Origin of the sequence: Microbacterium sp. NPDC090007 (assembly GCF_044748345.1) — a bacterium.
Taxonomy (GTDB): Bacteria; Actinomycetota; Actinomycetes; order Actinomycetales; family Microbacteriaceae; genus Microbacterium.
The window spans coordinates 74452-94324 of record NZ_JBIVFV010000003.1 but is presented as its reverse complement, the minus strand read 5'-3'; the positions used below and the strand labels follow the sequence as shown (position 1 = coordinate 94324).

The window sequence follows — 19873 nt, the reverse complement described above, 5'->3', positions numbered from 1 at the left end:
TCGGCGCGAGGTGTCACCGTGTCGCTCTTCACGGCTCCCGCAACGCCCGCCGGGCCGGATGAACTACCCGCGCACGTGCAGCTCGCCATGTCGCGAGACGACACGCCGTCCGAGGGCCTTCCCCGCGATGACGCACGAGATCGCCGCGTGGCCGCCGAGGGATCGGTCGTCGAACGCTGGTACCTCGCCGGTGCCGAGGGCCTCGCCGACGACGTGCTCGCCCTCCTCGAAGCCGATCCCGACGGCCGGGTCTGCGCGGCCGCCTGTTCCGAGAGGCTGATGCGCGAGCGGTTCCGGCTCGACTGAAGCCCTCCGGCCTCGCCCGACGTGGTGCGCGCCGCCGAGCCCGCCGGAGCCCTCCCCACTCCAGAGGATCCCGTCCGAGCCGTCGCAACCGTCAGCGCGCCGTGCGCCCCAGCTCCCACAGTGCGACCGCGCTCGCCGCGGCCACGTTGAGCGAGTCGACTCCCCCGGCCATCGGGATCGTCACGACCGTGTCCGCCGCGGCGAGGGCGTGACGGCTGAGCCCGTCACCCTCCGACCCCATCAGCAACGCGACCCGCTCGTGCCCGACGGCGGAGAACGCGTCCAGGGTCACGGCGTCCTCCGACAGCGCCAGGGCCGCCAGGTGGAACCCGGCCTCGTGCAGAAGGGCTGCGGCATCCCCCCACTCGGGAAGACGCGTCCACGGCACCTGGAACACCGTGCCCATGCTCACGCGGACGCTGCGGCGGTACAGCGGGTCAGCGCAGCGCGGGGTGACGAGCACGGCGTCGGCGCCCAGGGCAGCGGCCGAGCGGAAGGCGGCGCCGACGTTCGTGTGATCGACGATGTCCTCGAGCACGACGATCAGACGGGCGTCGCGGACGACGTCGGCGACGGATGCCGGTGCGGGGCGATGCATGGAGGCCAGCAGCCCGCGGTGCACGGTGTACCCCGTGACATGCTCGGCGATCTCGGCCGGCACGACGTACACATCGACCTCCTCGCCCACGAGCGCGAGCGCGTCGGCGAGGAACTTCTGCTGGACGAGCACCGAGCGCGGACGGTGGCCGGCGCCGAGGGCCCGGTCGAGCACCTTCGCCGACTCGGCGATGTAGAGCCCGCCCTCGGGTTCGGTGACGCGGCGCAGCGACACGTCGGTGAGGTCGCGATAGTCGGCGAGGCGCGGGTCGTCGGCGGAATCGAGCGAGATGACGGGCATCGTCCCATCGTGCCAGCCGCGCGCACGCTCCCGCCCTGCCACCGCGCCCCCGCGCCGCACCCCGCCCCCCGCGCCCAACGCCCCCCGCGCCGAACGCCCATCACCCAACACCCAACGCCCAACGCCCAACGCCCAACGCCCAACGCCCAACGCCCCGCGCCCCGCGCCCAACGCGAGTGTCCACGACACGCCGCACCGGCCGACGCCCACCCGGCGTGTCCTGGACACTCAACAGTTCGCACCCCCGGCGTCCCCCGCGCCCCGCACCCCGCACCCCGCACCCAACGCGAGTGTCCACGACACGCCGCATCGGCCGACGCCCACTCGGCGTGTCCTGGACACTCAACAGGCCGAGCCCTCGGCGCCCCCGCACCCCGCACCCCGCACCCCGCACCCCGCACCCAACGCGAGTGTCCACGACACGCTGCACCGACCAGCGCCCACCCGGCGTGTCCTGGACACTCAACAGGTCGAGCCCCCGCGCCCCCGCGCTCACGCCACGTGCAGTGCCATTCCCCCGGCGATCACCAGGGCCCGCTCGGGCTGGCGCACGAGCGCGTCGAGAGGGTTCTCGGCATCCATCAGGACGATGTCGGCGCGGGCCCCTTCGACGAGGTCGTGCACCTCGCGACCCACCGACCACGCGGCCGCACTCGACGCGAGTCGGACCACGCGCAGCAGGTCGTCGTCGCGCACGAGACCTCCGGCGCGCGCGTACTGCCACGCGATGCCGAGGACGTCGCCGGTGCCGTAGGGGCTCCACAGGTCCCGGATGCCGTCGGTGCCCAGCCCCAGTGCCACCCCGGCCGCGTCGAGGTCGGCGAGGGGCAACTGCGCCCCGCCGAGGGGCGCGACCGTGGTCATGGTGACGCCGGCCTCGCCCATCGCGGCGAGCAGGTCGCGTCGGCGTGCGGCGTCGAGCTGGGCGACGGCGAAGCCGTGGGCGATGTTCACGCGCCCGGCGAGACCGTGCCGCTGCACGCGCTCGACGAGCAGCTCGATCTGGAAGGCGCCGAGCTCGGCCGGATCGTGCAGGTGGATGTCGATCCCCACGCCGGTCTCGGCGGCGAGCGCCGTGAGGGCGTCGATCTGCCCGACGGGGTCCCGATCGATGGATGCCGGGTCCAGCCCCCCGATCCACCCGACGCTCTCGCGCGCGGCGGCCGCGCGCAGCAGGTCGATCACGCCCGGGCGGCGCAGGACGCCGTCCTGGGGGAAGGCGACGATCTGGACGTCGAGCGCTCCGTCGTACGCGGCGGCCGCCTGCTCGACGGCCTCGATCCCGCGCAGGCCCACGCCGGTGTCGACGTCGACGTGGGTACGGATCGCCGTCGTCCCGTGCAGCACGAACTGCCGCAGCACGTCGGCGGAGCGCGGGACAGAGGGGATGCCGAGGGCGTCGCGCTGGTCGCGCTCGTGGCGGATGCGCCCCTCGACGCCGCCCGCTCCCCCGTAGGACTGCCACGGCAATCCCCACCACGACTTGTCGACATGCGCGTGCGCGTTGACGAGACCGGGCAGGGCGAGCAGTCCCCGTCCGTCGAACTCGCGGACACCGATGGGCGCGGTGCCGGCGGGGCGGACGGCCGCGATGCGACCGTCGGCGAGATCCATGTCGACCGGGTCGCCGCCCCAGGGGCGCACGCGGCGGAGGCAGGTGACTTCGAGCATGGCGGGAGACGAGACGGGGGGCATGTGCCCAGTATCGGCGGGTGAACGCGGAGGCCCGAGCTGCCGCGCTCGACGATCACCGATCCGGGCTCCCCCCGTCGCCACCCGCCCCGGAACGACACCGCCCCGCGCGACGATCGCCGATCCGGGCTCCCCCCGTCGCCACCCGCCCCGGAACGACACCGCCCCGCGCGACGATCGCCGATCCGGGCTGCCCCCGTCGCCACTTGCCCGGGCGCGACACCGACGCCCGGGTGCACACCGCCCGCACCGGCCTCAACCCCTCGAGAGCCGGTGTCGGCACCCCGCCCTAGACTCGTTGCGACGGAGGTGTGCATGACCGACACGACGGAGGATGCCGGGTTCTCGGCATCCATCGATCGGGCCGTCGAGGTGCTCGCGGGCCGACGCGTCGCGGTGCTGACCGGCGCGGGAGTGTCGACCGACTCCGGGATCCCCGACTATCGCGGCAAGGGCGCCCCCACCCGCACGCCGATGACGGCGCAGCAGTTCCTCGCCAGCGCCGAGGCACGACGCCGCTACTGGGTGGGCAGTCACCTGGGCTGGAAGGTGTTCGCCGCGGCCGAGCCGAACGACGGGCACCGGGCGCTCGCCGCCCTCGAGGCGGCGGGGGTCGCCAACGGCGTCGTGACCCAGAACGTCGACGGTCTGCACGTGCGCGCCGGGAGCGGGCGGGTCGTCGAGCTGCACGGCACCATGCGCCGCGTCGGCTGCCTGCAGTGCGGCCAGGTGTTCGACCGCCGCGATCTGGCCGAGCGCGTCGAGGCCGACAATCCGTGGATCAGCCTCCCCGAGAACGTCGAGCTCGGTCCCGACGGCGATGTCACCCCCGCCTCGGCGGACGGTTTCGTCGTGCCGATGTGCTCGGTGTGCGGGGGGACGCTCAAGCCCGACGTCGTGTTCTTCGGCGAGTACATCCCGGTCGAGAAGTTCCGCGAAGCCGAGCAGCTGGTCCACACCAGCGGCGCGCTGGTGGTGGCGGGCTCGTCGCTCGTGGTCAACAGCGGCATCCGCCTGGTCGAGCGGGCCCGGCGCAAGCGCCTGCCGGTCGTGATCGTCAACCGCGGTGCGACCCGGGCCGACCAGCGCGCGGCGGTGAAGATCGACGGGGGTACCACCGACGTTCTGCGGGCGTTCGCCGAGCGGTTACCGGGTCTGCTCTGACGACGGACGAGCCCTCCCGCCCGCGGGTTACGCTCGAACGGTGACGATCCTGACTCTTGTGCGACACGGTGAGACCGACTGGAACTCGGGGGGCCGCATCCAGGGCTCGACCGACATCCCCCTCAACGACACCGGTCGACTTCAGGCGCGCGACGTCGCCGAGAGGTTGGCGACCGAGTACGCCGGCCGCGAGGTCGTCGTGGTCTCGAGCGACCTCTCGCGCGCGGCCGAGACGGCGGACGTCATCGCGACGGCCCTCGGTACGACCGTGTCACGTCGTCACCCCGGCCTGCAGGAGCGGTCGTACGGCGACGCCGAGGGCATGGACGCCCCGACCTTCTCCGACATGTACGGTCCCTGGCACGCGGCCGACGTGCCGGGCGCCGAGGCGTGGCCGGTGGTGCGCGAGCGCGCGCTCGCCGCGATCGCCGAGGTGGTGTCGTCCACACCCGCCGACGTCGACGTGATCGCGGTCGCCCACGGCGCGCTGATCCGCGAGGTGATCATGTTCGCCACCGACGGGGAGTTCCCCCGCCCCGGCGAGCGGCTGCCGAACTGCTCCGTGACCACGTTCCGGCTCGACGGCGGCGCGTGGGAGCTGCTGGCCTACGCCGGCGTCGCGAGCTAGCCCCGCCACGCCTCCCACCCCGGGTTCCCGAGCCCGCCGAGAAGACCACGACCTCCGCGCACCCCGGGGACGTCGACCGGCGCAGCCTGCCATCCCGGGTCCCCGGGACCGCCCGAGAGACCGCGACCCGCGCGGGTCGCGGCGGCTTCGAGACCCGCAGCCCCTGCGCTCACCCCGCGCGTTCCACCACCGACCGCGCGTGCCGCAGGATCGGCTCGTCGATCATGCGTCCCTCGTGGCGGAACACCCCGCGCTCGCCCTCGGCCGCGGCCAGGACCCCCCGCGCCCACGCGAGCACCTCCGGCGTCGGCGCGTAGGCGGCACGGATCGTCTGCACCTGCCCGGGGTGGATGCACGCCGTCGCCGCGAACCCCGAGGCGGCGGCATCCCGAGCCTCCGCGGCGAGTCCGTCGAGGTCGCCGATGTCGACGTGCACCGCATCGACGGCCCCCTTGCCGAACGCCCCCGCGGCCAGCAGCACGCGCGCCCGCGCGAGCCGCGCGACGTCGCGGTACCCGCCGTCCTCACCCCGGCTGGAGGTTCCGCCCAGGCTCGCGACGAGATCCTCGGCGCCCCACATCAGCCCCACGACGTGCGGCACGGCCGCGAGCTGCTCGGCGTGCACCACCCCCCGCGCGGTCTCGCACAGCGCGATCACCTCGTACCCCTGGAGCAGGTCGAGGGATGCCGGATCCTCGGTCTTGGCGAGCATGACCGTGCGCACGCGCGTCCGGGCCAGCGCCGACAGATCGTGTGCGAAGTCCGGGGTCTCGACGCCGTTGACCCGCACGATGACCCGGTCGGGGTCGGGGTCGGCGCGGATGAGCGCGTCGCGGGCGGTGGCCTTGGCGTCCGCGGCGACGGCGTCCTCGAGGTCGAGGATCGCGGCATCCGCCCGTTCCAGGGCTTTCGTCAGACGCTCGGGTCGATCGCCCGGGACGAACAGGAGCGCGGGGCCGAGGTCGAAGCTCACGAGCGTCCCTCGCGCGACCACATCAGCACCGTGCGGGTGGCGGTGGCCACGACCTCGTCGTTCTGCGACCTTCCGGTGTGCGCCATCACGACGACCCCCTGACCGGGGCGGGATGCCGAGGGCCGCACCGAGACGATCTCGGTCTCGGCCGTGAGGGTGTCGCCGACGAACAGCGGGGCGGGGAAGCTCACGTCGGTGAGCCCGAGCTGCGCGACGAGCGTGCCCTGCGTGAGCTGCGCCACCGACAGCCCGACGAGGGTCGACAGGGTCCACATCGAGTTGACCAGCGGACGACCGAACGGTTGGGTCGCGGAGTACGCGGCATCCAGGTGCAGGGCCTGCGCGTTCATCGTGAGGGTGGTGAAGAGCACGTTGTCGGCGTCGGTGACCGTACGACCGGGCCGATGCGCGTACCTCTCGCCGACGACGAATTCCTCCAGATACAGGCCCCGCTGCTCGATCATGCGGCCACGGTACCGGTGAGTCCCAGCGCGCGCGAGATGACCATGAGCTGCACCTCGGTCGTGCCCTCGCCGATCTCGAGGATCTTCGAGTCGCGGTAGTGGCGGGCCACGGGGTATTCGTTGATGAAGCCGTTGCCGCCGAACACCTGCGTCGCGTCGCGGGCGTTGGCCATCGCGGCGTCGCTCGCCGTCATCTTGGCGACCGCGGCATCCACCGAGAAGGGCTTGCCGGCGTCGCACAGACGCGCGGCGTGCACCCACGCGAGGCGGGCGGTGTGCACGCGGGCGTGCATGCGCGCGAGCAGGAACTGCATGTTCTGCCGCGTCGACAGGCGCTCGCCGAAGACGGTGCGGCTGCGGGCGTAGTCGACGGCGGCTTCGAGGCAGCCCTCGGCGGCGCCGGTGGCGAGGGCGGCGATCGCGACGCGACCCTCGTCGAGGGTGCGCAGGAAGTTCTTGAAGCCGTGCCCGCGCTGACCGAGCAGATTCGCCTCGGGAACCCGCACGCCGTCGAAGGTGAGCGGGTGGGTGTCGCTGGCGTTCCAGCCGACCTTGTCGTACGCCGAGCCCACGGTGAACCCGGGGGTGCCGTTGGGGACGATGATCGTCGAGATCTCGGGGCGATCGCCCGTTCGTCCGGTCACCGCGGTGACGGTCACGAAGCGGGTGATGTCGGTGCCCGAGTTGGTGATGAACTGCTTGGTCCCGTCGATCACCCACTCGGCGCCTTCGAGACGCGCCGCGGTGCGCGTGGCGCCGGCGTCGCTGCCGGCCTCGGCTTCGGTCAACCCGAAGCCCGCGAGCGCGCGACCGGCGACCAGGTCCGGCAGGTACTGGGCCTTCTGCGCGTCGGTGCCGTAGCGGTGAATCGGCATCGCGCCCAGGCCCACGCCCGCCTCGAGGGTGATCGCCATCGACTGGTCGACCCGCGCGATCCCCTCGATCGCGACGCAGAGGCTGGCGTAATCGCCGCCCTGTCCGCCGACCTCCTCGGGGAACGGCAGGCCGAACAGTCCCAGATCGCCCATCTGCGCGACGAGGTCGAGAGGGAGTTCGTGGGCGCGGTCCGCCTCGTACGAACGGGGGGCGATGACCTCGTCGGCGAACTCGCGCACCATGGCGCTGAGTTCGCGTTCGTCCTCGGTGAATGCCGTCTGGCTGTCGATGCTCACGGGTGGGTCTCCTTGTGGGACGGAAGGGGGATGGATGCCGGGACACCGGCGGGATCGTCGGGCCCGGGGCTCACGGGGTCTCCACGGGGCCGTGCGCATCCTCCGCGATGCGCGTGTCCGCAGCCGGACGCGTCGCACCGGCGACGGAGGTTGTGCGCATCGCGGAGTTCGCGGGCACGGATCGGACGGACGCCGGGGCCGCGGACGCAGGCATGTTCGGAGCAGACGCGTCGGGAGCGGACGCGTCCGGGGCAGGTTCGTCCGGAGCCGCGGGTGTCACCGTCGCGACCACCGCGTCGCGAGCGACCTGCGCCCCCGCCGCCGTGCGGAGCCGGACGACCCCGGCATGCGGTGCCACGACCGTGTGCTCCATCTTCATCGCCTCGATGGTGACGAGGCGGGCGCCCGCATCGACGGTGTCGCCGTCGGCGACGTGCACCGCGACGACGCTCCCGGGCAGGGGGGCGACGAGGTCGGGGTCGACGGCCCCGGGCGCACGCCCGGCGGCGGTCCGGCGACGCTCGGCGGCCGCCCGTCGCGACACGACACGCAGGCGGTGCGCTTCGCCGTCGGCGTGCACCCAGTACTCGTCCGGCCCTGCGACGACCACACCGTCGCCCGAAGTCGACACGACCTCGTGCATCCGACCGGCGTCGTCCTCGAGGTGCACCGGACGCGCCGCCGCCGCTCCCCCGGCGCGCCAGGCCCCGACGCGACCCCACACCGAGCCCTCGGCGGGGCTCGCGGCATCCGTCCGCGCTCGTGCCGCCACGGCGGAAAGCGCGGCCGCCGAAGGCTCGGGGGTGACAGGGGTGCCGCGCCGGTCGAGCAGACCCGTGTCGAGCTCGCCCGCGCGGACGGCGGGGTCGGCGAGCAGGGCGCGCAGGTCGGCGATGTTCGTGTCGACGCCGAGGACGACCGTGCCGGCGAGGGCCGCGTCGAGACGGGCGAGGGCGCTGGCGCGGTCCGGTCCGTGGGCGATGATCTTCGCGATCATCGGGTCGTATGACGCACCGATGACGGTGCCGGTCTCGACGGCGCTGTCGACGCGGGCGGATCCCGGATGCCAGAGGCGCACGGTCCCGGTCGCGGGAAGGTAACCGCGCGACGGCGTCTCGGCGTACACGCGCGCCTCGATCGCGTGCCCGTCGAGGGCGATGTCGTCGAGCTCGAGGGCGAAGCCGGCGGCCACCCGCAGCTGCTGTTCGACGAGGTCGACACCCGTGACGAGCTCGGTGACCGGGTGCTCGACCTGCAGGCGCGTGTTCATCTCGATGAAGAACGGCTCGTCGATCCGGTCGCCCGCGACGAGGAACTCCACCGTGCCCGCGCCGAGGTACCCGACGCTGCGGGCGGCGGCGACGGCCGCCGCGGCCAGACGCGCCCGCGTGGCGGCGTCGACGACCGGCGAGGGAGCTTCTTCGATCACCTTCTGATGCCGCCGCTGCAGGGTGCATTCGCGCTCGCCGAGCGAGAGGGTCGTCCCGTGCGCGTCGGCCAGCACCTGCACCTCGATGTGGCGCGGGCGCTCCAGCAGCCGTTCGAGCAGCAGGGTGTCGTCGCCGAAGGCCGCGGCGGCGACCCGGCGGGCCGTGGCGAGGGCGTCGGCGAGGTCGTCGGGTCCGGTGGCCACCGTCATCCCTTTGCCGCCTCCGCCCGCCGAGGGTTTGACGAGAAGGGGATACCCGGCGCGGTCGGCGGCGGCGGCGATCTCGGCGTCCGACAGACCCGCGGCCGAGAACCCCGGCACGGTCGGCACGCCGTGGGCGGCGACGTGCTGTTTCGCGCGGATCTTGTCGCCCATCACCTCGAGCGCGCCCACGCCCGGGCCCACGAACACGATCCCGGCCACCGCGCACGCGCGGGCGAACCCCGCGTTCTCGCTGAGGAATCCGTAGCCGGGGTGCACGGCATCCGCCCCCGTCGACACCGCGGCGGCGACCACCGCGTCGACGTCGAGGTAGGACGGCACCCGCACGGCCTGATCGGCGTCGCGCACGTGGGGGGCGTCGGCGTCCACGTCGGTGTACACCGCCACGGAACGGATTCCGAGTCGGCGCAGGGTGCGGCACACCCGACGCGCGATCTCGCCGCGGTTGGCGACCAGGACGGTCGAGAACAGGCGGGGCGGTGCGCTCTGCGGAGCCGTCGTGTCGTCGATCGCCTCCGCGCCCGGGTCGATCGCAGAATGGGCGGTCGTGGCCGCTGCGTCGGACGTCTTCGTCATGGCGGTCACATCCGGAAGAGGCCGAAGCCCCGGTCGGCCAGCGGCACCCTGCTGACGACGTCGAGCGCGAGCCCGAGCATCGTGCGGGTGTCGGCGGGGTCGATCACGCCGTCGTCCCAGAGGCGGGCGGTGGCGTAGTACGGGTCGCCCTGTTCGTCGTAACGAGCGCGGATGGGTTCTTCGAACGCCCGTTGCTCGGCATCCGTCCACCCCTCGCCCCGCGCGGCGCGCTGGTCGCGCGTGACGGTGGACAGGACGGATGCCGCCTGCGCCCCGCCCATGACCGAGATGCGACTCGCGGGCCAGGTCCACAGGAATCGCGGGTCGTACGCGCGGCCGCACATGGCGTAGTTGCCGGCTCCGTACGAGCCCCCCACGAGGACGGTGAGCTTGGGCACACGGGTGGTGGCGACGGCGGTGACCATCTTGGCGCCGTCTTTGGCGATGCCGCCGGCCTCGGCATCCCTGCCCACCATGAAACCCGTGATGTTCTGGAGGAAGAGCAGAGGGATGCCGCGCTGATCGGCCAGCTCGATGAAGTGCGCGGCCTTCAGCGCCGATTCGCTGAAGAGGACGCCGTCGTTGGCGATGATGCCGACGGGGTGACCGTGGATGCGGGCGAACGTCGTGATGACGGTCTCGCCGTACAGCGCTTTGAATTCGTGCAGCGAGTCGGCGTCGACGAGGGTGTCGAGGACGGCGCGCATGTCGACGGGGCGCGTGACGTCGACGGGGACGATGTCGTACAGCTCCCGCGGGTCGCGCACCGGTTCGGCGGCCGGGTGCACCCGCCACACCGGGGCGGGGGTCGGCGGAAGGGTGTCGACGATGTCGCGGACGATCTCGAGGGCGTGCTCATCGTCGTCGGCGAGGTGGTCGACGACGCCGGAGCGGCGGGCGTGCAGGTCGCCCCCACCGAGCTGTTCGGCGGTGACGTCCTCGCCGATCGCCGCCTTGACCAGAGGGGGTCCGCCGAGGAAGACGGTGCCCTGGCCTCGCACGATGACGCTCTCATCGCTCATCGCCGGGACGTACGCCCCTCCCGCGGTGCACGAGCCCAGGACGGCGGCGATCTGCGGCACGCCGGCGGCCGAGAGCTGCGCCTGATTGCGGAAGATGCGACCGAAGTGGTCGCGGTCGGGGAAGACCTCGTCCTGCATCGGCAGGAAGGCGCCGCCGGAGTCGACGAGGTAGACGCACGGGAGGCGGTTCTCGAGAGCGATCTCCTGCGCACGCAGGTGCTTCTTCACGGTGAGGGGGAAGTACGCGCCGCCCTTCACCGTGGCGTCGTTGGCGAGGACCATCACGTGGCGGCCGTGCACGAGGCCGATACCGGCGACGACACCTGCGCCGGGGGCACCGCCGTCGTAGAGGCCGTGGGCGGCCAGCGGCGCGACCTCGAGGAACGGGCTGCCCTCGTCGAGCAGCCGGTCGATGCGATCGCGGGCGAGGAGCTTGCCGCGCGCCGTGTGACGTGCTCGGGCGGTGTCGGAACCCCCGCGCGCGGCGCGGGCGAGGGTGTCGCGCAGGTTCGCGGCGAGGTCGCGCTGGGTGGAGGCGCCCGGGGCGGACGTACCCGGGGCGGACGTACCCGGGGCGGACGTGCCCGGCGTGGACGTGCCCGGCGTGGACGTACCCGGGGCGGACGTGCCCGGCGTGGACGTGCCCGGGGTGCTGTCGGTGACCGGTGCTGTGCTCATGGCGGCTCCGTCTCGGTGCCGCATCGTCGACGGCACCGTCGTGTCCCTCGGGTCGTTCCGCGAGACGGGGGTTTCAGTTAATGTTGGCTAACTGAGATCCCAGGCTAGCCCGAGCGGATGCCGATGACAAGAGTTTCCGAGGACCCCCTCGACCCGCCTTCGGCGGACGTCGACGGACCGATCGACGCGCCCGGCCGCTCCGCCGGCACCGCTCGCGACCGGGCCAAGGCCGACCGCCGCGCGGCTCTGCTCGCCGCCGCAGCCCGGCTCTTCGCCGAACGCGGCTTCGACGGCGTGACCCTCGGCGACATCGGCGAAGCCGCGGGAGTCAGCGGACCGGCGGTCTACCGCCACGTCGCCGGCAAGCAGGCGCTGCTCGGCGCGATCCTGGTCGACGTCAGCGAGCGACTGCTCGAGGGCGGGCGCCGGGTCGCAACCCCGCCTGGCGAGAGCACGACCGCGGACATCCCGTCCGACGCACCGCCCCCGACCACCCCGCCGCCGCGGGTCGCCGAATCCCCCCGCGGTCGTGCACACACGGCATCCGTCCATCACCGTCCTGCGGACCGCGGCGACGACACGCCGCCTCCCGAGGCCGCGCACCCGCGTGCCGGGGTCGACGTCCGCACGACGACGCCGTCGACCGCCGCGCTCCGCGCTCTCGTCGAGTTCCACGTCGCGTTCGCGCTCGCCGAGGCCGACGTGATCCGTGTGCAGGACCACGACCTCGACCGCCTCTCCCCCGGCGACCGCCGCACGGTGCGCGACCTGCAGAACGCGTACGTCTCCGTGTGGACCGACGCGCTGGCCGCCGCGTATCCGGATGCCGAGACCCCGGCCGAACGGCGCGTGCGCGCCCTCGCCTGCTTCGGGCTCATCAACTCCACACCGCACAGCGCGCGCGGCGTCCCCGCGTCGCGCATCCGCCCGACCCTCACGCGGATGGCGCTCGCCGCGCTGACGGCCTGATCCCCCGCTTCTCCCGCCCACCCGGGTGGCCCCGACCCACCCTCCGGCCGAGCGTCCAGACCCCCGACACCCCGCCCGACCACCCCGAAACCCGGGGGCACCCCACCCGGCCCAGCGTCCACCCCCCCCCCCGGACGCCCCCGACACCCCGCCCGACCACCCCGAAACCCGGGGGCACCCCACCCGGCCCAGCGTCCACCCCCCGGACACCTCCGACACCTCGCCCGCGCGTCCCGGACGCCCGCCCACGTGGGAGGTGCCGAGGGCGACCACTCCCCCGGCACCCGGCCCACCTCCCCGCCGCCACGAGACGGCGGGAACCCCTCACCGCAGCAGCATCGCCCGTCCGGGTTCGCGCAGCACGCCCGCGACGTCCGTGAGGAACCGCGCCGCCTCGGCTCCATCGACCAGCCGGTGGTCGAACGAGAGGCTGAGGGTCAGCACGTCGCGCAGGGCGATCTCGCCGTGGTGCTCCCACGGGGTGCGGCGCAGCGCGCCGACGGCGAGGATCCCGGCCTCGCCCGGGTTGAGGATCGGGGTTCCGGCATCCACACCGAAAACCCCGACGTTGGTGATCGAGAACGTCCCGCCGGTCATGGCGGCCGGCGCGGTGCGTCCGGCGCGCGCGGTGGCGGCGAGGTCGGCGATCGCGTCGGCCAGGTCGACCAGGTCGAGGCGGTCGGCGTCGGCGATCACGGGCACCACCAGTCCGCGATCGGTCGCGGCGGCGATGCCGAGCCCGACGTAGTGGTGCTCGACGATTTCACCCGCCGCCTCATCCCACTTGGCGTTCAACGCGGGCGTGCGCCCGAGCGCCAGACACACCGCCTTCGCGACGATCGCGAGCAGCCCGATGCGGTGCCCGTCGAGCGCCCGATCCGTCTTGAGGGATGCCAGCAGCTCGGTCGTCGCGGTGACGTCGAGCGTGAGGAAGGTCGTCGCGTGCGGTGCGGTGAAGGCGCTCTGCACCATCGCCGCGGCCGTGTGCTTGCGCACCCCCCGGATGGGGGTGCGCGTGACGCGCGGATCGGACGAGGCCGGGGGGACCGTCGACGTCGAGAAGGACGGATCGGATGCCATGGCCCCGCCCGTGAGCGGACGCTCCTCGCCCGGACGGGTCGGCGCCGACCCGGCCGTGCGGTTCGACCCCGTCGACGCGGGCGTGCGGGCGGCGAACTCCTCGACGTGCGCGCGGGTCACCGTCTCTCCCGGATGAGCGGCGGCGACGAGCACGAGGTCGACGCCCAGGTCCTTGGCGAGCTTGCGCACGGGAGGGGTGGACCGCGGGCGTTCCAGCGGCAGGTCGATCGGTCCCGTGCGGACGATGTCGTGGGGCGCGGCTTCCCGCACCGCGGTGTCGACGTCGACCGGAACGGTCGCGGACCCGCCGCGCGCACGGCGTCGGGGCCGGGCGCCGGTGGACGGAGCGGCACCGTACCCGACGAGATTGGGCGTCGCGCGAGCGGACTCGGCCGTCGAGCCCGGCACCGTCGCGCGACCGGGCGTAGCAGTCTCGCCGGCCATCGTCGCGCGGACGGACTCGGCCGTCCCGCCCGCCGTCGTGCGGACGTCGCCCGCGACACGCCGGTCACCCGTCGCGGCACCCGGCGCGGCCACCCCCGACTCCGCAGGACGGCTCATCCCCGACTCCGCAGGCCGGCCCGCGGCCGCCTCCGTAGGACGGCCCGCCCCTGCGCCCGGGCTCGCGGCATCCGCCCCCTCGACCGTGAACGACACCAGCGGCGAACCGACCGCCACGACGTCGCCCGCCGCGGCGTGCAGGCCCTGCACGGTCCCCGCGTAGGGCGAGGGGATTTCGACGATGGCCTTCGCCGTCTCGACCTCGGCGATCGTCTGGTTCAGCGTGACGTCGTCGCCCTCGGCGACCAGCCACTGCACGATCTCGGCCTCGGGCAGACCCTCGCCCAGGTCGGGGAGGCGGAACTCGGCGATCACGACAGCACCCCCTCGCCGCGCTCGAGCACGCGGTCCACGGCGTGCAGGATCCGGTCGAGGTCGGGCACGTGATGCTTCTCCAGCTTCGACGGCGGGTACGGGATGTCGTGCCCGGTGACGCGTTGCGGCGGCGCCTCGAGGTACTCGAAGCACTGCTCGGTGATGCCGGCGACCAGCTCCGCCCCCACCCCCGCCTCGCGCGCGGCCTCGTGGGTGACGACGACACGGCCGGTCTTTCGGACCGAGGCGGCGACGGTGTTCATGTCGATCGGCGACAGCGAGCGCAGGTCGATGACCTCGAGCGAGATCGCGTCGTCCTCGGCGGCGAGCGCGGCGTCCATCGCGGTGCGCACCTGGGCCCCGTAGGTCACGATCGTGGCGTCGGTGCCCTCGCGGGCCACGCGTGCGAGGTGCAGGGGCGCGGCGTCGGCCAGGTCGGCATCCAGATCGACCTCGCCCTTGGAGTGGTACAGGCGCTTGGGTTCGAAGAAGATGACCGGATCATCGGATGCCACGGCCTGACGCAGCATGACGTAGGCGTCCTGCGGGTTCGACGCCGCGACGACCCGCAGTCCCGCCGTGTGCACGAAGTACGCCTCGGGCGACTCGGAGTGGTGCTCGGCGGCCCCCACGCCGCCGGCCCAGGGGATGCGGATGACCAGCGGCATGCGGATCCGCCCGTTGCTGCGGTAGTGCAGCTTGGCGACCTGGCAGACGATCTGGTCGAACGCGGGGTAGACGAAGCCGTCGAACTGGATCTCGACGACCGGACGGTAGCCGCGCAGGGCGAGACCGACCGCGGTACCGACGATGCCGGCCTCGGCGAGCGGGGTGTCGACGACGCGCTGGGCGCCGAAGCGCTCCTGCAGTCCGTCGGTGACCCGGAAGACGCCGCCGAGCTTGCCGATGTCCTCACCCATGAGCAGGACTTTCTCGTCGTCCTGCAGGGTGCGGGAGAGTGCGGCGTTGATCGCCGCGCCCATCGTGAGCGCGGTCATCGCGTGCCCTCCTGCTCGAAGCCGGCGAGGTAGTCCAGGTAGTCGGCCTTCTGCTGCGCGAGTGCGGCGTGCGGCTCGGCGTAGACGTGGTCGAACATCGTCCCGGGGGCGCGGGTGGTGGCGCCGATGCACGCGGCGCGCACCTCGGCCGCGAGCGTATCGGCGGCACGGGCGACCTCGTCCATTCCCGAGTCGTCGAGCATCCCCTCGGCGCGCAGGTACGCCTCGAGGCGGGCGATGGGATCGCGCTGCGCCCAGGCCTCGACCTCGGCGGCATCGCGGTAGCGGGTGGGATCGTCGCTGGTGGTGTGCGGGCCCATGCGGTAGGTCACCGCCTCGATGAACGAGGGCCCCTCTCCGCGCCGAGCCCGGTCGAGGGCCCAGCGCATGGCGGCGACGCAGACGAGCGGGTCGTTGCCGTCGATGCGCAGGCTCGGGATGCCGAAGCCCGGCGCACGGCCCGCGATGGGGTACTTCGCCTGCACGGTGACGGGCTCGCTGATGGCCCACTGGTTGTTCGAGCAGACGAAGACGACCGGGGCGCGGAAGGACGACGCGAACACCAGCGCCTCGTTGACGTCGCCCTGGCTGGTGGCGCCGTCGCCGTAGTAAGCGACGGCGACATCGGTGGAGCCGTCGCGCTGGGCGCCCATCGCCCACCCGGTCGCGTGCAGGGACTGCGCGCCGATGATGATCTGGGGCGGGGCGGCGTTGATCGTGGTGTGGTCGTACGCGGAGTGCTCCTCGCCGCGCCAGGCGAGCACGTAGTCGGCGGGCTTCGCGCCACGACCGAGCAGAACGCCGTGCTCGCGGTAGCTGGGGAAGACGAAGTCACCGGGGGCGAGGGCGTGAGCGGTGCCCACCTGGACGGCCTCCTGGCCGCGGCACGGCGCCCAGAGCGCGAGTTGGCCCTGGCGCTGCAGGGCGACGCCCTCGGCATCCAGTCGGCGGGTCAGGACCATGTCGCGGTGCAGGGCGCGCAGTTCGTGGGGGGACAGGTCGGCGATCCACGGGTCGAGCTCGGCGTCGGGCACGCGGGAGCCGTCGACGTCGAGCAGACGGATCACGTCGTCGTCGATCGCGGGCGTCGCGGCGACGTGTTCGTCGTCGGGTCCGCCCGTCGCGGGGCCTCGGGTCTGGGTGTACGTCATCGTCATCCCTCCAGGTGCGGCCCGGAGCTCCTCGTGAGAGCCCGGGCGGTCCGGGTGCCGGCAACGGCGCCGACGAGGCCGACCGTACGCTCGGGCAGCACCCCGCTCAAGACCTCGTCGTCATATTGAGCACAGTGCCCATTGTGCGGGGTAGCCGCACTGCTAATGTTTCGCAGCATGAGCAAGCTCGACACGGTCGACCTCGACCTGCTGCGCGCCCTGTCCGCCGATCCGCGCGCCACCGTCGTCGCGCTCGCCGAGAAGCTCGGCCTGTCGCGCAACACCGTGCAGGCGCGCATGAGCAGGCTCGAGCGCGGCGGGGTGTTCCTGTCGTTCGAGCGGACGCTGTCGGCCGAGGCGCTGGGGTTTCCGATCGAGGCGTTCCTGCAGGTGACGGTGCGGCAGGCCGAGTTGCCCGCGATCCGCGACGAGCTGGCGAAGGTGCCCGAGGTGCTCCAGGCCCATGGGCTGAGCGGCCAGGTCGACCTGCTCGTGCGGGTGGCGTGCCGCGACACCCAGCACCTGTTCGACACCGACGCGCGCATCCTCGCCATCGAGGGCGTCGAGCGCACCGAGACGTCGTTGGTGATGGGCGAGGTCATCGGCTATCGCGTCGATCCGCTGATGCGTCTCGCGCGCGAGCAGGCCTGACCCGCACCCCGCCGGCGCGTCCGACCTCACCCATCAAGGTCCCTGAGTCCGTCGACGAGACCGTCCCCCGCCCGCGCCCTTCGAGCCGTCACACCGAGGTCGCTGGGCCCGTCGACGAGCCCGTACCCCGCCCGCGCCCGTCCACCCGTCACAGCAAGGTCCCCGAGCTCGTACCCCGCCCCCGCCCGTCCACCCGTCACACCGAGGTCGCTGAGCCCGTCGAAGGAGCCGTCCCCCGCGCGCCCTACGGCGCCGGCACCACCGGGATGCTCGCCGTGTCATCCTTCGGCTCGGCGGGGCTCGCGGCATCCAGGCGCACCAGCACGACCCCCACGAGGATGAGTGCGCCGCCGACGAACTGGATCGGCGCGGGCGCTTCGCCGAGCAGCAACCAGGCGAATCCGAGCGCGAACAGCACCTCGCTCAGTCCCACGAACGACGCCAGTCTCGCGCCGATGCGCGGCACCGCGATCACCCCGAGCGCATAGCCGAGGGTCGTCGCCACCGCTCCCACCCAGAGCAGGGGCAGGATGCCGGGAACCTCGAGCCCCGCGAGCGAGACGGTGATCGAGGGTGCGGCGAAGGGCAGCACGCCGACCCCCACGAGTGCGGCCATCAGCACCGTCCCGACCAGCAGTCCGCCGGCGGCGAGGGCGAGAGGGGGGAGGTCGTCGCCCGTGCGTCCGGCGATGACGAAGTACGCGGCCGCGCAGACCGCCGCGCACAGCGCGAAGATCGTGCCCAGCAGGTCGAAGCGGGCGCCGCTGATGTCGACGACGAGCACGAGTCCGGCCATGGCGACGACCGAGCCGATGAGGACGGCCCTCGACGGCGCCCGGCGGGTGCGCACCCACACGGCGATGACGATGAGCACCGGCGCGATGTACTGGATGAGCAGGGCGACGGCCACCGGCATCCGCTGCATCGCGGCGAAGTAGAACACCTGGCATCCGGCCACCGCGGTGAGACCGAAGGCGAGGATGAGGAGGCCGTGCCGCTTCACGAACCCGCGCTGACGACGCAGGGCCGTCACCAGCGCCGGCGAGAGCAACAGCGCAGCGACGCCCATCCGCACGAGCAGGACGGCGCCGAGCGACCACCCGCCGTCCAGGAGCGGCTTGACGAACGGCCCGCTGGACGAGAACGCCAGGGCCGAGGCGACGGCGATGAGGAGCCCCGTGACGGCGCCGGAGCCGTGGCGGACGGGACGGGGAAGGGTGACGGACGACGTGGTCATGCGGGCCTGCTGTCAGGAGTGAAGTGCGTTTACACTCGTGACAGTACGACCTGGGAATGTCAGGAGTCAACATGGTCTTCATTCGTGACACCGAGCTGGTGCTCCGCGCGACGGTGGAGCTCGTCAACACGCTGCCGAACACCGACTCCCAGCGGGTCGACACGCTGACCACGATGGCCGCGCTCGACGACTTCGCCCAGCGGCACACCTACACCGGTTCCCGCGTCCGCGACGATCGCGAGCTCGCCGCCGTGCGCGGCATCCGCTCCCGCATCCAGCGGCTCTGGAGGGTCGACCGCGACGACGCGGTCCCCCTGGTCAACGCGATGCTGCGCGACGGGCGGGCGCTGCCGCAGCTGGTGCGGCACGACGAGTTCGACTGGCACATCCACGCGTCCGAGGCGTCGGATCATCTTGCGCAGCGCATGCTGGTCGAGACGGCGATGGCGTTCGTCGACGTCATCCGCGCCGACGAGTACGGACGCATCCGCGTGTGCGACGCCGACGACTGCGACGGGGTCTATGTCGACTTTTCGAAGAACGGCTCGAAGCGGTACTGCGACTCGGGAAACTGCGGCAACCGCATGAACGTCAACGCGTACCGCCGACGAAAGGCCGAAGCGCCGGTCTGACGGACGCCTGCAGTGACGCTCTGAGGGCAATGCTCCGCTGGAATGCCGTGGGGGCGTCCGGTACCGCGTCGCGCCCCCGGGTCATGGATGCCACGGCCTGCCGGGGCCGAGATCGGCTCCCCCGTGGGACGGGCTCGACCGCACGGCGCCGCGGGAGCGTCATGCGCCCGCGACGAACCCCCGGATCGCGGCGGCCGCGGCCCGTGGCGTCTCGTAGTGGATGAGGTGCCCGACCTCGGGGATCTCGACCAGCGCGGCATCCGGGAACAGCGTCGCGAGGTGACGTTCGGCCTCGATCGGGGTGATGTCGTCTTTTTCAGCGGCGATGAGCAATGTCGGCTGGGTGATCCGCGGGGCGAATTCGCGCACGTCGTGGGTGACGCTCGTCACGAACGCCTCGTGCAGCACGTCGCGGTCGGCGAAGCGCGAGAAGTACTCGTCGTGCTGCTCGTGCACGAAGCGACGCAGCTCGGGATCACGGGTCTTGGCCATGGCGTTGCTCATCACCCGCACGATGAGGCCGTTGCGCAGCAGCCCCTCGCCCAGCGCGCGGGGCAGTTTGGCGCCGGCCAGGTAGTAGAACACCGCGAGGCGGGTCAGGATGCCGCGGGGCCCCTCGAGGGCGGGGGCGCCGATCGGGTTGACGAGGATCAGCCGGGGCACCTCGAGCCCGCCCGCCACCGCGGCCGACGCCACGATCGACCCGAACGAATGGCCGAGCACGACCGCCCCGGGGGCGACCTGCTCGACGAAGTCACGCAGCCACCGCGCGTAGGTGTCGAGGTCGTGGGGGCGGCCGATGAGCGGCGCCGTCTCGCCGAAGCCGGGCAGGTCGGGTGAGATGACGCGGATGCCGGACAGGTGCGCCACCACCGGATCGAGGCCGTGGTGCTCGCCGCGGAAGCCGTGCACGGCGACGATCGTGGTGTCGGCGTCGTCATCGCCGTAGACCCAGTAGGCCGTCGTTGCGCCGAGGACTCCCGCCTCGCGCCGGACGACGGGGATCGCGGCGAGGAGCGGGGCGTAGGGGTTCGGCATCCATCGAGTCTACGAGG

At 73.1% G+C, this 19873-nt stretch carries 18 protein-coding genes; 6 read left to right on the top strand and 12 right to left on the bottom strand.

The window, feature by feature from the left end; all coding sequences use genetic code 11:
- The first annotated feature begins 18 nt into the window (after nucleotides 1-18).
- On the top strand, nucleotides 19-306 hold the full coding sequence (locus ACIPVB_RS11685; protein ID WP_400369100.1) for a hypothetical protein: 288 nt from the start codon (nucleotides 19-21) through the stop codon (nucleotides 304-306).
- Nucleotides 307-397: 91 nt separating this feature from the next.
- Here ACIPVB_RS11685 and ACIPVB_RS11680 read toward each other — a convergent pair whose 3' ends face one another.
- Nucleotides 398-1204 carry a TrmH family RNA methyltransferase gene (locus ACIPVB_RS11680; protein WP_400369099.1) on the bottom strand — a complete coding sequence of 269 codons (807 nt, stop codon included), beginning with the start codon at nucleotides 1202-1204 and terminating at the stop codon, nucleotides 398-400.
- 492 nt (nucleotides 1205-1696) lie between these two features.
- Entirely contained in the window at nucleotides 1697-2899 is a 1203-nt protein-coding gene (locus tag ACIPVB_RS11675) for an amidohydrolase family protein (protein ID WP_400369098.1), read from the bottom strand.
- 312 nt (nucleotides 2900-3211) lie between these two features.
- Here ACIPVB_RS11675 and ACIPVB_RS11670 point away from each other — a divergent pair, with 312 nt between their 5' ends.
- The gene (locus tag ACIPVB_RS11670) at nucleotides 3212-4060 is read left to right on the top strand and encodes a Sir2 family NAD-dependent protein deacetylase (RefSeq protein WP_400369097.1); all 849 of its coding nucleotides are present in this window, start codon (nucleotides 3212-3214) and stop codon (nucleotides 4058-4060) included.
- Between the two features lie 40 nt (nucleotides 4061-4100).
- Nucleotides 4101-4688: a histidine phosphatase family protein gene (locus tag ACIPVB_RS11665; RefSeq protein ID WP_400369096.1), complete on the top strand. Its 588-nt coding sequence runs from the start codon at nucleotides 4101-4103 to the stop codon at nucleotides 4686-4688.
- A gap of 169 nt (nucleotides 4689-4857) precedes the next feature.
- Here ACIPVB_RS11665 and ACIPVB_RS11660 read toward each other — a convergent pair whose 3' ends face one another.
- The 5 genes from ACIPVB_RS11660 to ACIPVB_RS11640 all read right to left on the bottom strand — a co-directional run bounded on the left by ACIPVB_RS11660 (nucleotide 4858) and on the right by ACIPVB_RS11640 (nucleotide 11224).
- A complete protein-coding gene (locus tag ACIPVB_RS11660) occupies nucleotides 4858-5661 on the bottom strand; it encodes an HpcH/HpaI aldolase/citrate lyase family protein (protein WP_400369094.1) in 804 nt (267 codons plus the stop codon).
- On the bottom strand, nucleotides 5658-6125 hold the full coding sequence (locus ACIPVB_RS11655) for a MaoC family dehydratase (protein ID WP_400369093.1): 468 nt from the start codon (nucleotides 6123-6125) through the stop codon (nucleotides 5658-5660). The genes ACIPVB_RS11660 and ACIPVB_RS11655 overlap by 4 nt, the downstream gene beginning before the upstream one ends.
- The gene (locus ACIPVB_RS11650; protein ID WP_400369092.1) at nucleotides 6122-7297 is read right to left on the bottom strand and encodes an acyl-CoA dehydrogenase family protein; all 1176 of its coding nucleotides are present in this window, start codon (nucleotides 7295-7297) and stop codon (nucleotides 6122-6124) included. Before ACIPVB_RS11650 ends, ACIPVB_RS11655 begins: the two co-directional genes overlap by 4 nt.
- 70 nt (nucleotides 7298-7367) lie before the next feature.
- Complete coding sequence (locus tag ACIPVB_RS11645; RefSeq protein ID WP_400369091.1) at nucleotides 7368-9524, bottom strand: biotin carboxylase N-terminal domain-containing protein; 2157 nt, start codon at nucleotides 9522-9524, stop codon at nucleotides 7368-7370.
- Between the two features lie 5 nt (nucleotides 9525-9529).
- Nucleotides 9530-11224 carry a carboxyl transferase domain-containing protein gene (locus tag ACIPVB_RS11640; protein ID WP_400369090.1) on the bottom strand — a complete coding sequence of 565 codons (1695 nt, stop codon included), beginning with the start codon at nucleotides 11222-11224 and terminating at the stop codon, nucleotides 9530-9532.
- 123 nt (nucleotides 11225-11347) lie between these two features.
- On the opposite strand from ACIPVB_RS11640, the gene ACIPVB_RS11635 reads away from it, so the two are divergent.
- Complete coding sequence (locus ACIPVB_RS11635) at nucleotides 11348-12193, top strand: TetR/AcrR family transcriptional regulator (RefSeq protein ID WP_400369089.1); 846 nt, start codon at nucleotides 11348-11350, stop codon at nucleotides 12191-12193.
- 324 nt (nucleotides 12194-12517) lie between these two features.
- On the opposite strand, the gene ACIPVB_RS11630 is transcribed toward ACIPVB_RS11635, so the two are convergent.
- From ACIPVB_RS11630 to pdhA, 3 genes are read right to left on the bottom strand one after another with little or no spacing between them, the layout of a single operon-like run.
- Nucleotides 12518-14149 (bottom strand): 2-oxo acid dehydrogenase subunit E2, encoded by a 1632-nt coding sequence (locus ACIPVB_RS11630; protein ID WP_400369088.1) that lies wholly within the window; start codon nucleotides 14147-14149, stop codon nucleotides 12518-12520.
- The gene (locus ACIPVB_RS11625) at nucleotides 14146-15147 is read right to left on the bottom strand and encodes an alpha-ketoacid dehydrogenase subunit beta (protein ID WP_400369086.1); all 1002 of its coding nucleotides are present in this window, start codon (nucleotides 15145-15147) and stop codon (nucleotides 14146-14148) included. The genes ACIPVB_RS11630 and ACIPVB_RS11625 overlap by 4 nt, the downstream gene beginning before the upstream one ends.
- Nucleotides 15144-16298, bottom strand: a complete 1155-nt coding sequence (gene pdhA, locus ACIPVB_RS11620) for a pyruvate dehydrogenase (acetyl-transferring) E1 component subunit alpha (protein ID WP_400369085.1) — start codon at nucleotides 16296-16298, stop codon at nucleotides 15144-15146. The genes ACIPVB_RS11625 and pdhA overlap by 4 nt, the downstream gene beginning before the upstream one ends.
- 177 nt (nucleotides 16299-16475) lie before the next feature.
- Between pdhA and ACIPVB_RS11615 the strand changes: the two genes are divergently transcribed.
- Nucleotides 16476-16949 (top strand): Lrp/AsnC family transcriptional regulator, encoded by a 474-nt coding sequence (locus ACIPVB_RS11615; protein ID WP_400369083.1) that lies wholly within the window; start codon nucleotides 16476-16478, stop codon nucleotides 16947-16949.
- Nucleotides 16950-17193: 244 nt separating this feature from the next.
- On the opposite strand, the gene ACIPVB_RS11610 is transcribed toward ACIPVB_RS11615, so the two are convergent.
- Entirely contained in the window at nucleotides 17194-18186 is a 993-nt protein-coding gene (locus tag ACIPVB_RS11610) for an EamA family transporter (RefSeq protein WP_400369082.1), read from the bottom strand.
- Nucleotides 18187-18257: 71 nt separating this feature from the next.
- Here ACIPVB_RS11610 and ACIPVB_RS11605 point away from each other — a divergent pair, with 71 nt between their 5' ends.
- On the top strand, nucleotides 18258-18818 hold the full coding sequence (locus ACIPVB_RS11605; protein WP_400369080.1) for a CGNR zinc finger domain-containing protein: 561 nt from the start codon (nucleotides 18258-18260) through the stop codon (nucleotides 18816-18818).
- Between the two features lie 159 nt (nucleotides 18819-18977).
- On the opposite strand, the gene ACIPVB_RS11600 is transcribed toward ACIPVB_RS11605, so the two are convergent.
- Nucleotides 18978-19856, bottom strand: coding sequence for an alpha/beta fold hydrolase (locus tag ACIPVB_RS11600; protein WP_400369078.1), 879 nt, complete (start codon nucleotides 19854-19856; stop codon nucleotides 18978-18980).
- Nucleotides 19857-19873: the final 17 nt, after the last annotated feature.

Bases quoted from the DNA above. Each gene is read 5' to 3' on its own strand.
- ACIPVB_RS11655 (WP_400369093.1), bottom strand. From the start codon at position 6,125: ATGATCGAGCAGCGGGGCCTGTATCTGGAGGAATTCGTCGTCGGCGAG.
- ACIPVB_RS11680 (WP_400369099.1), bottom strand. From the start codon at position 1,204: ATGCCCGTCATCTCGCTCGATTCCGCCGACGACCCGCGCCTCGCCGAC.
- ACIPVB_RS11625 (WP_400369086.1), bottom strand. From the start codon at position 15,147: ATGACCGCGCTCACGATGGGCGCGGCGATCAACGCCGCACTCTCCCGC.
- pdhA (WP_400369085.1), bottom strand. From the start codon at position 16,298: ATGACGTACACCCAGACCCGAGGCCCCGCGACGGGCGGACCCGACGAC.
- ACIPVB_RS11675 (WP_400369098.1), bottom strand. From the start codon at position 2,899: ATGCCCCCCGTCTCGTCTCCCGCCATGCTCGAAGTCACCTGCCTCCGC.
- ACIPVB_RS11670 (WP_400369097.1), top strand. From the start codon at position 3,212: ATGACCGACACGACGGAGGATGCCGGGTTCTCGGCATCCATCGATCGG.
- ACIPVB_RS11600 (WP_400369078.1), bottom strand. From the start codon at position 19,856: ATGCCGAACCCCTACGCCCCGCTCCTCGCCGCGATCCCCGTCGTCCGG.
- ACIPVB_RS11610 (WP_400369082.1), bottom strand. From the start codon at position 18,186: ATGACCACGTCGTCCGTCACCCTTCCCCGTCCCGTCCGCCACGGCTCC.
- ACIPVB_RS11640 (WP_400369090.1), bottom strand. From the start codon at position 11,224: ATGAGCACAGCACCGGTCACCGACAGCACCCCGGGCACGTCCACGCCG.
- ACIPVB_RS11615 (WP_400369083.1), top strand. From the start codon at position 16,476: ATGAGCAAGCTCGACACGGTCGACCTCGACCTGCTGCGCGCCCTGTCC.
- ACIPVB_RS11605 (WP_400369080.1), top strand. From the start codon at position 18,258: ATGGTCTTCATTCGTGACACCGAGCTGGTGCTCCGCGCGACGGTGGAG.
- ACIPVB_RS11635 (WP_400369089.1), top strand. From the start codon at position 11,348: ATGACAAGAGTTTCCGAGGACCCCCTCGACCCGCCTTCGGCGGACGTC.
- ACIPVB_RS11645 (WP_400369091.1), bottom strand. From the start codon at position 9,524: ATGACGAAGACGTCCGACGCAGCGGCCACGACCGCCCATTCTGCGATC.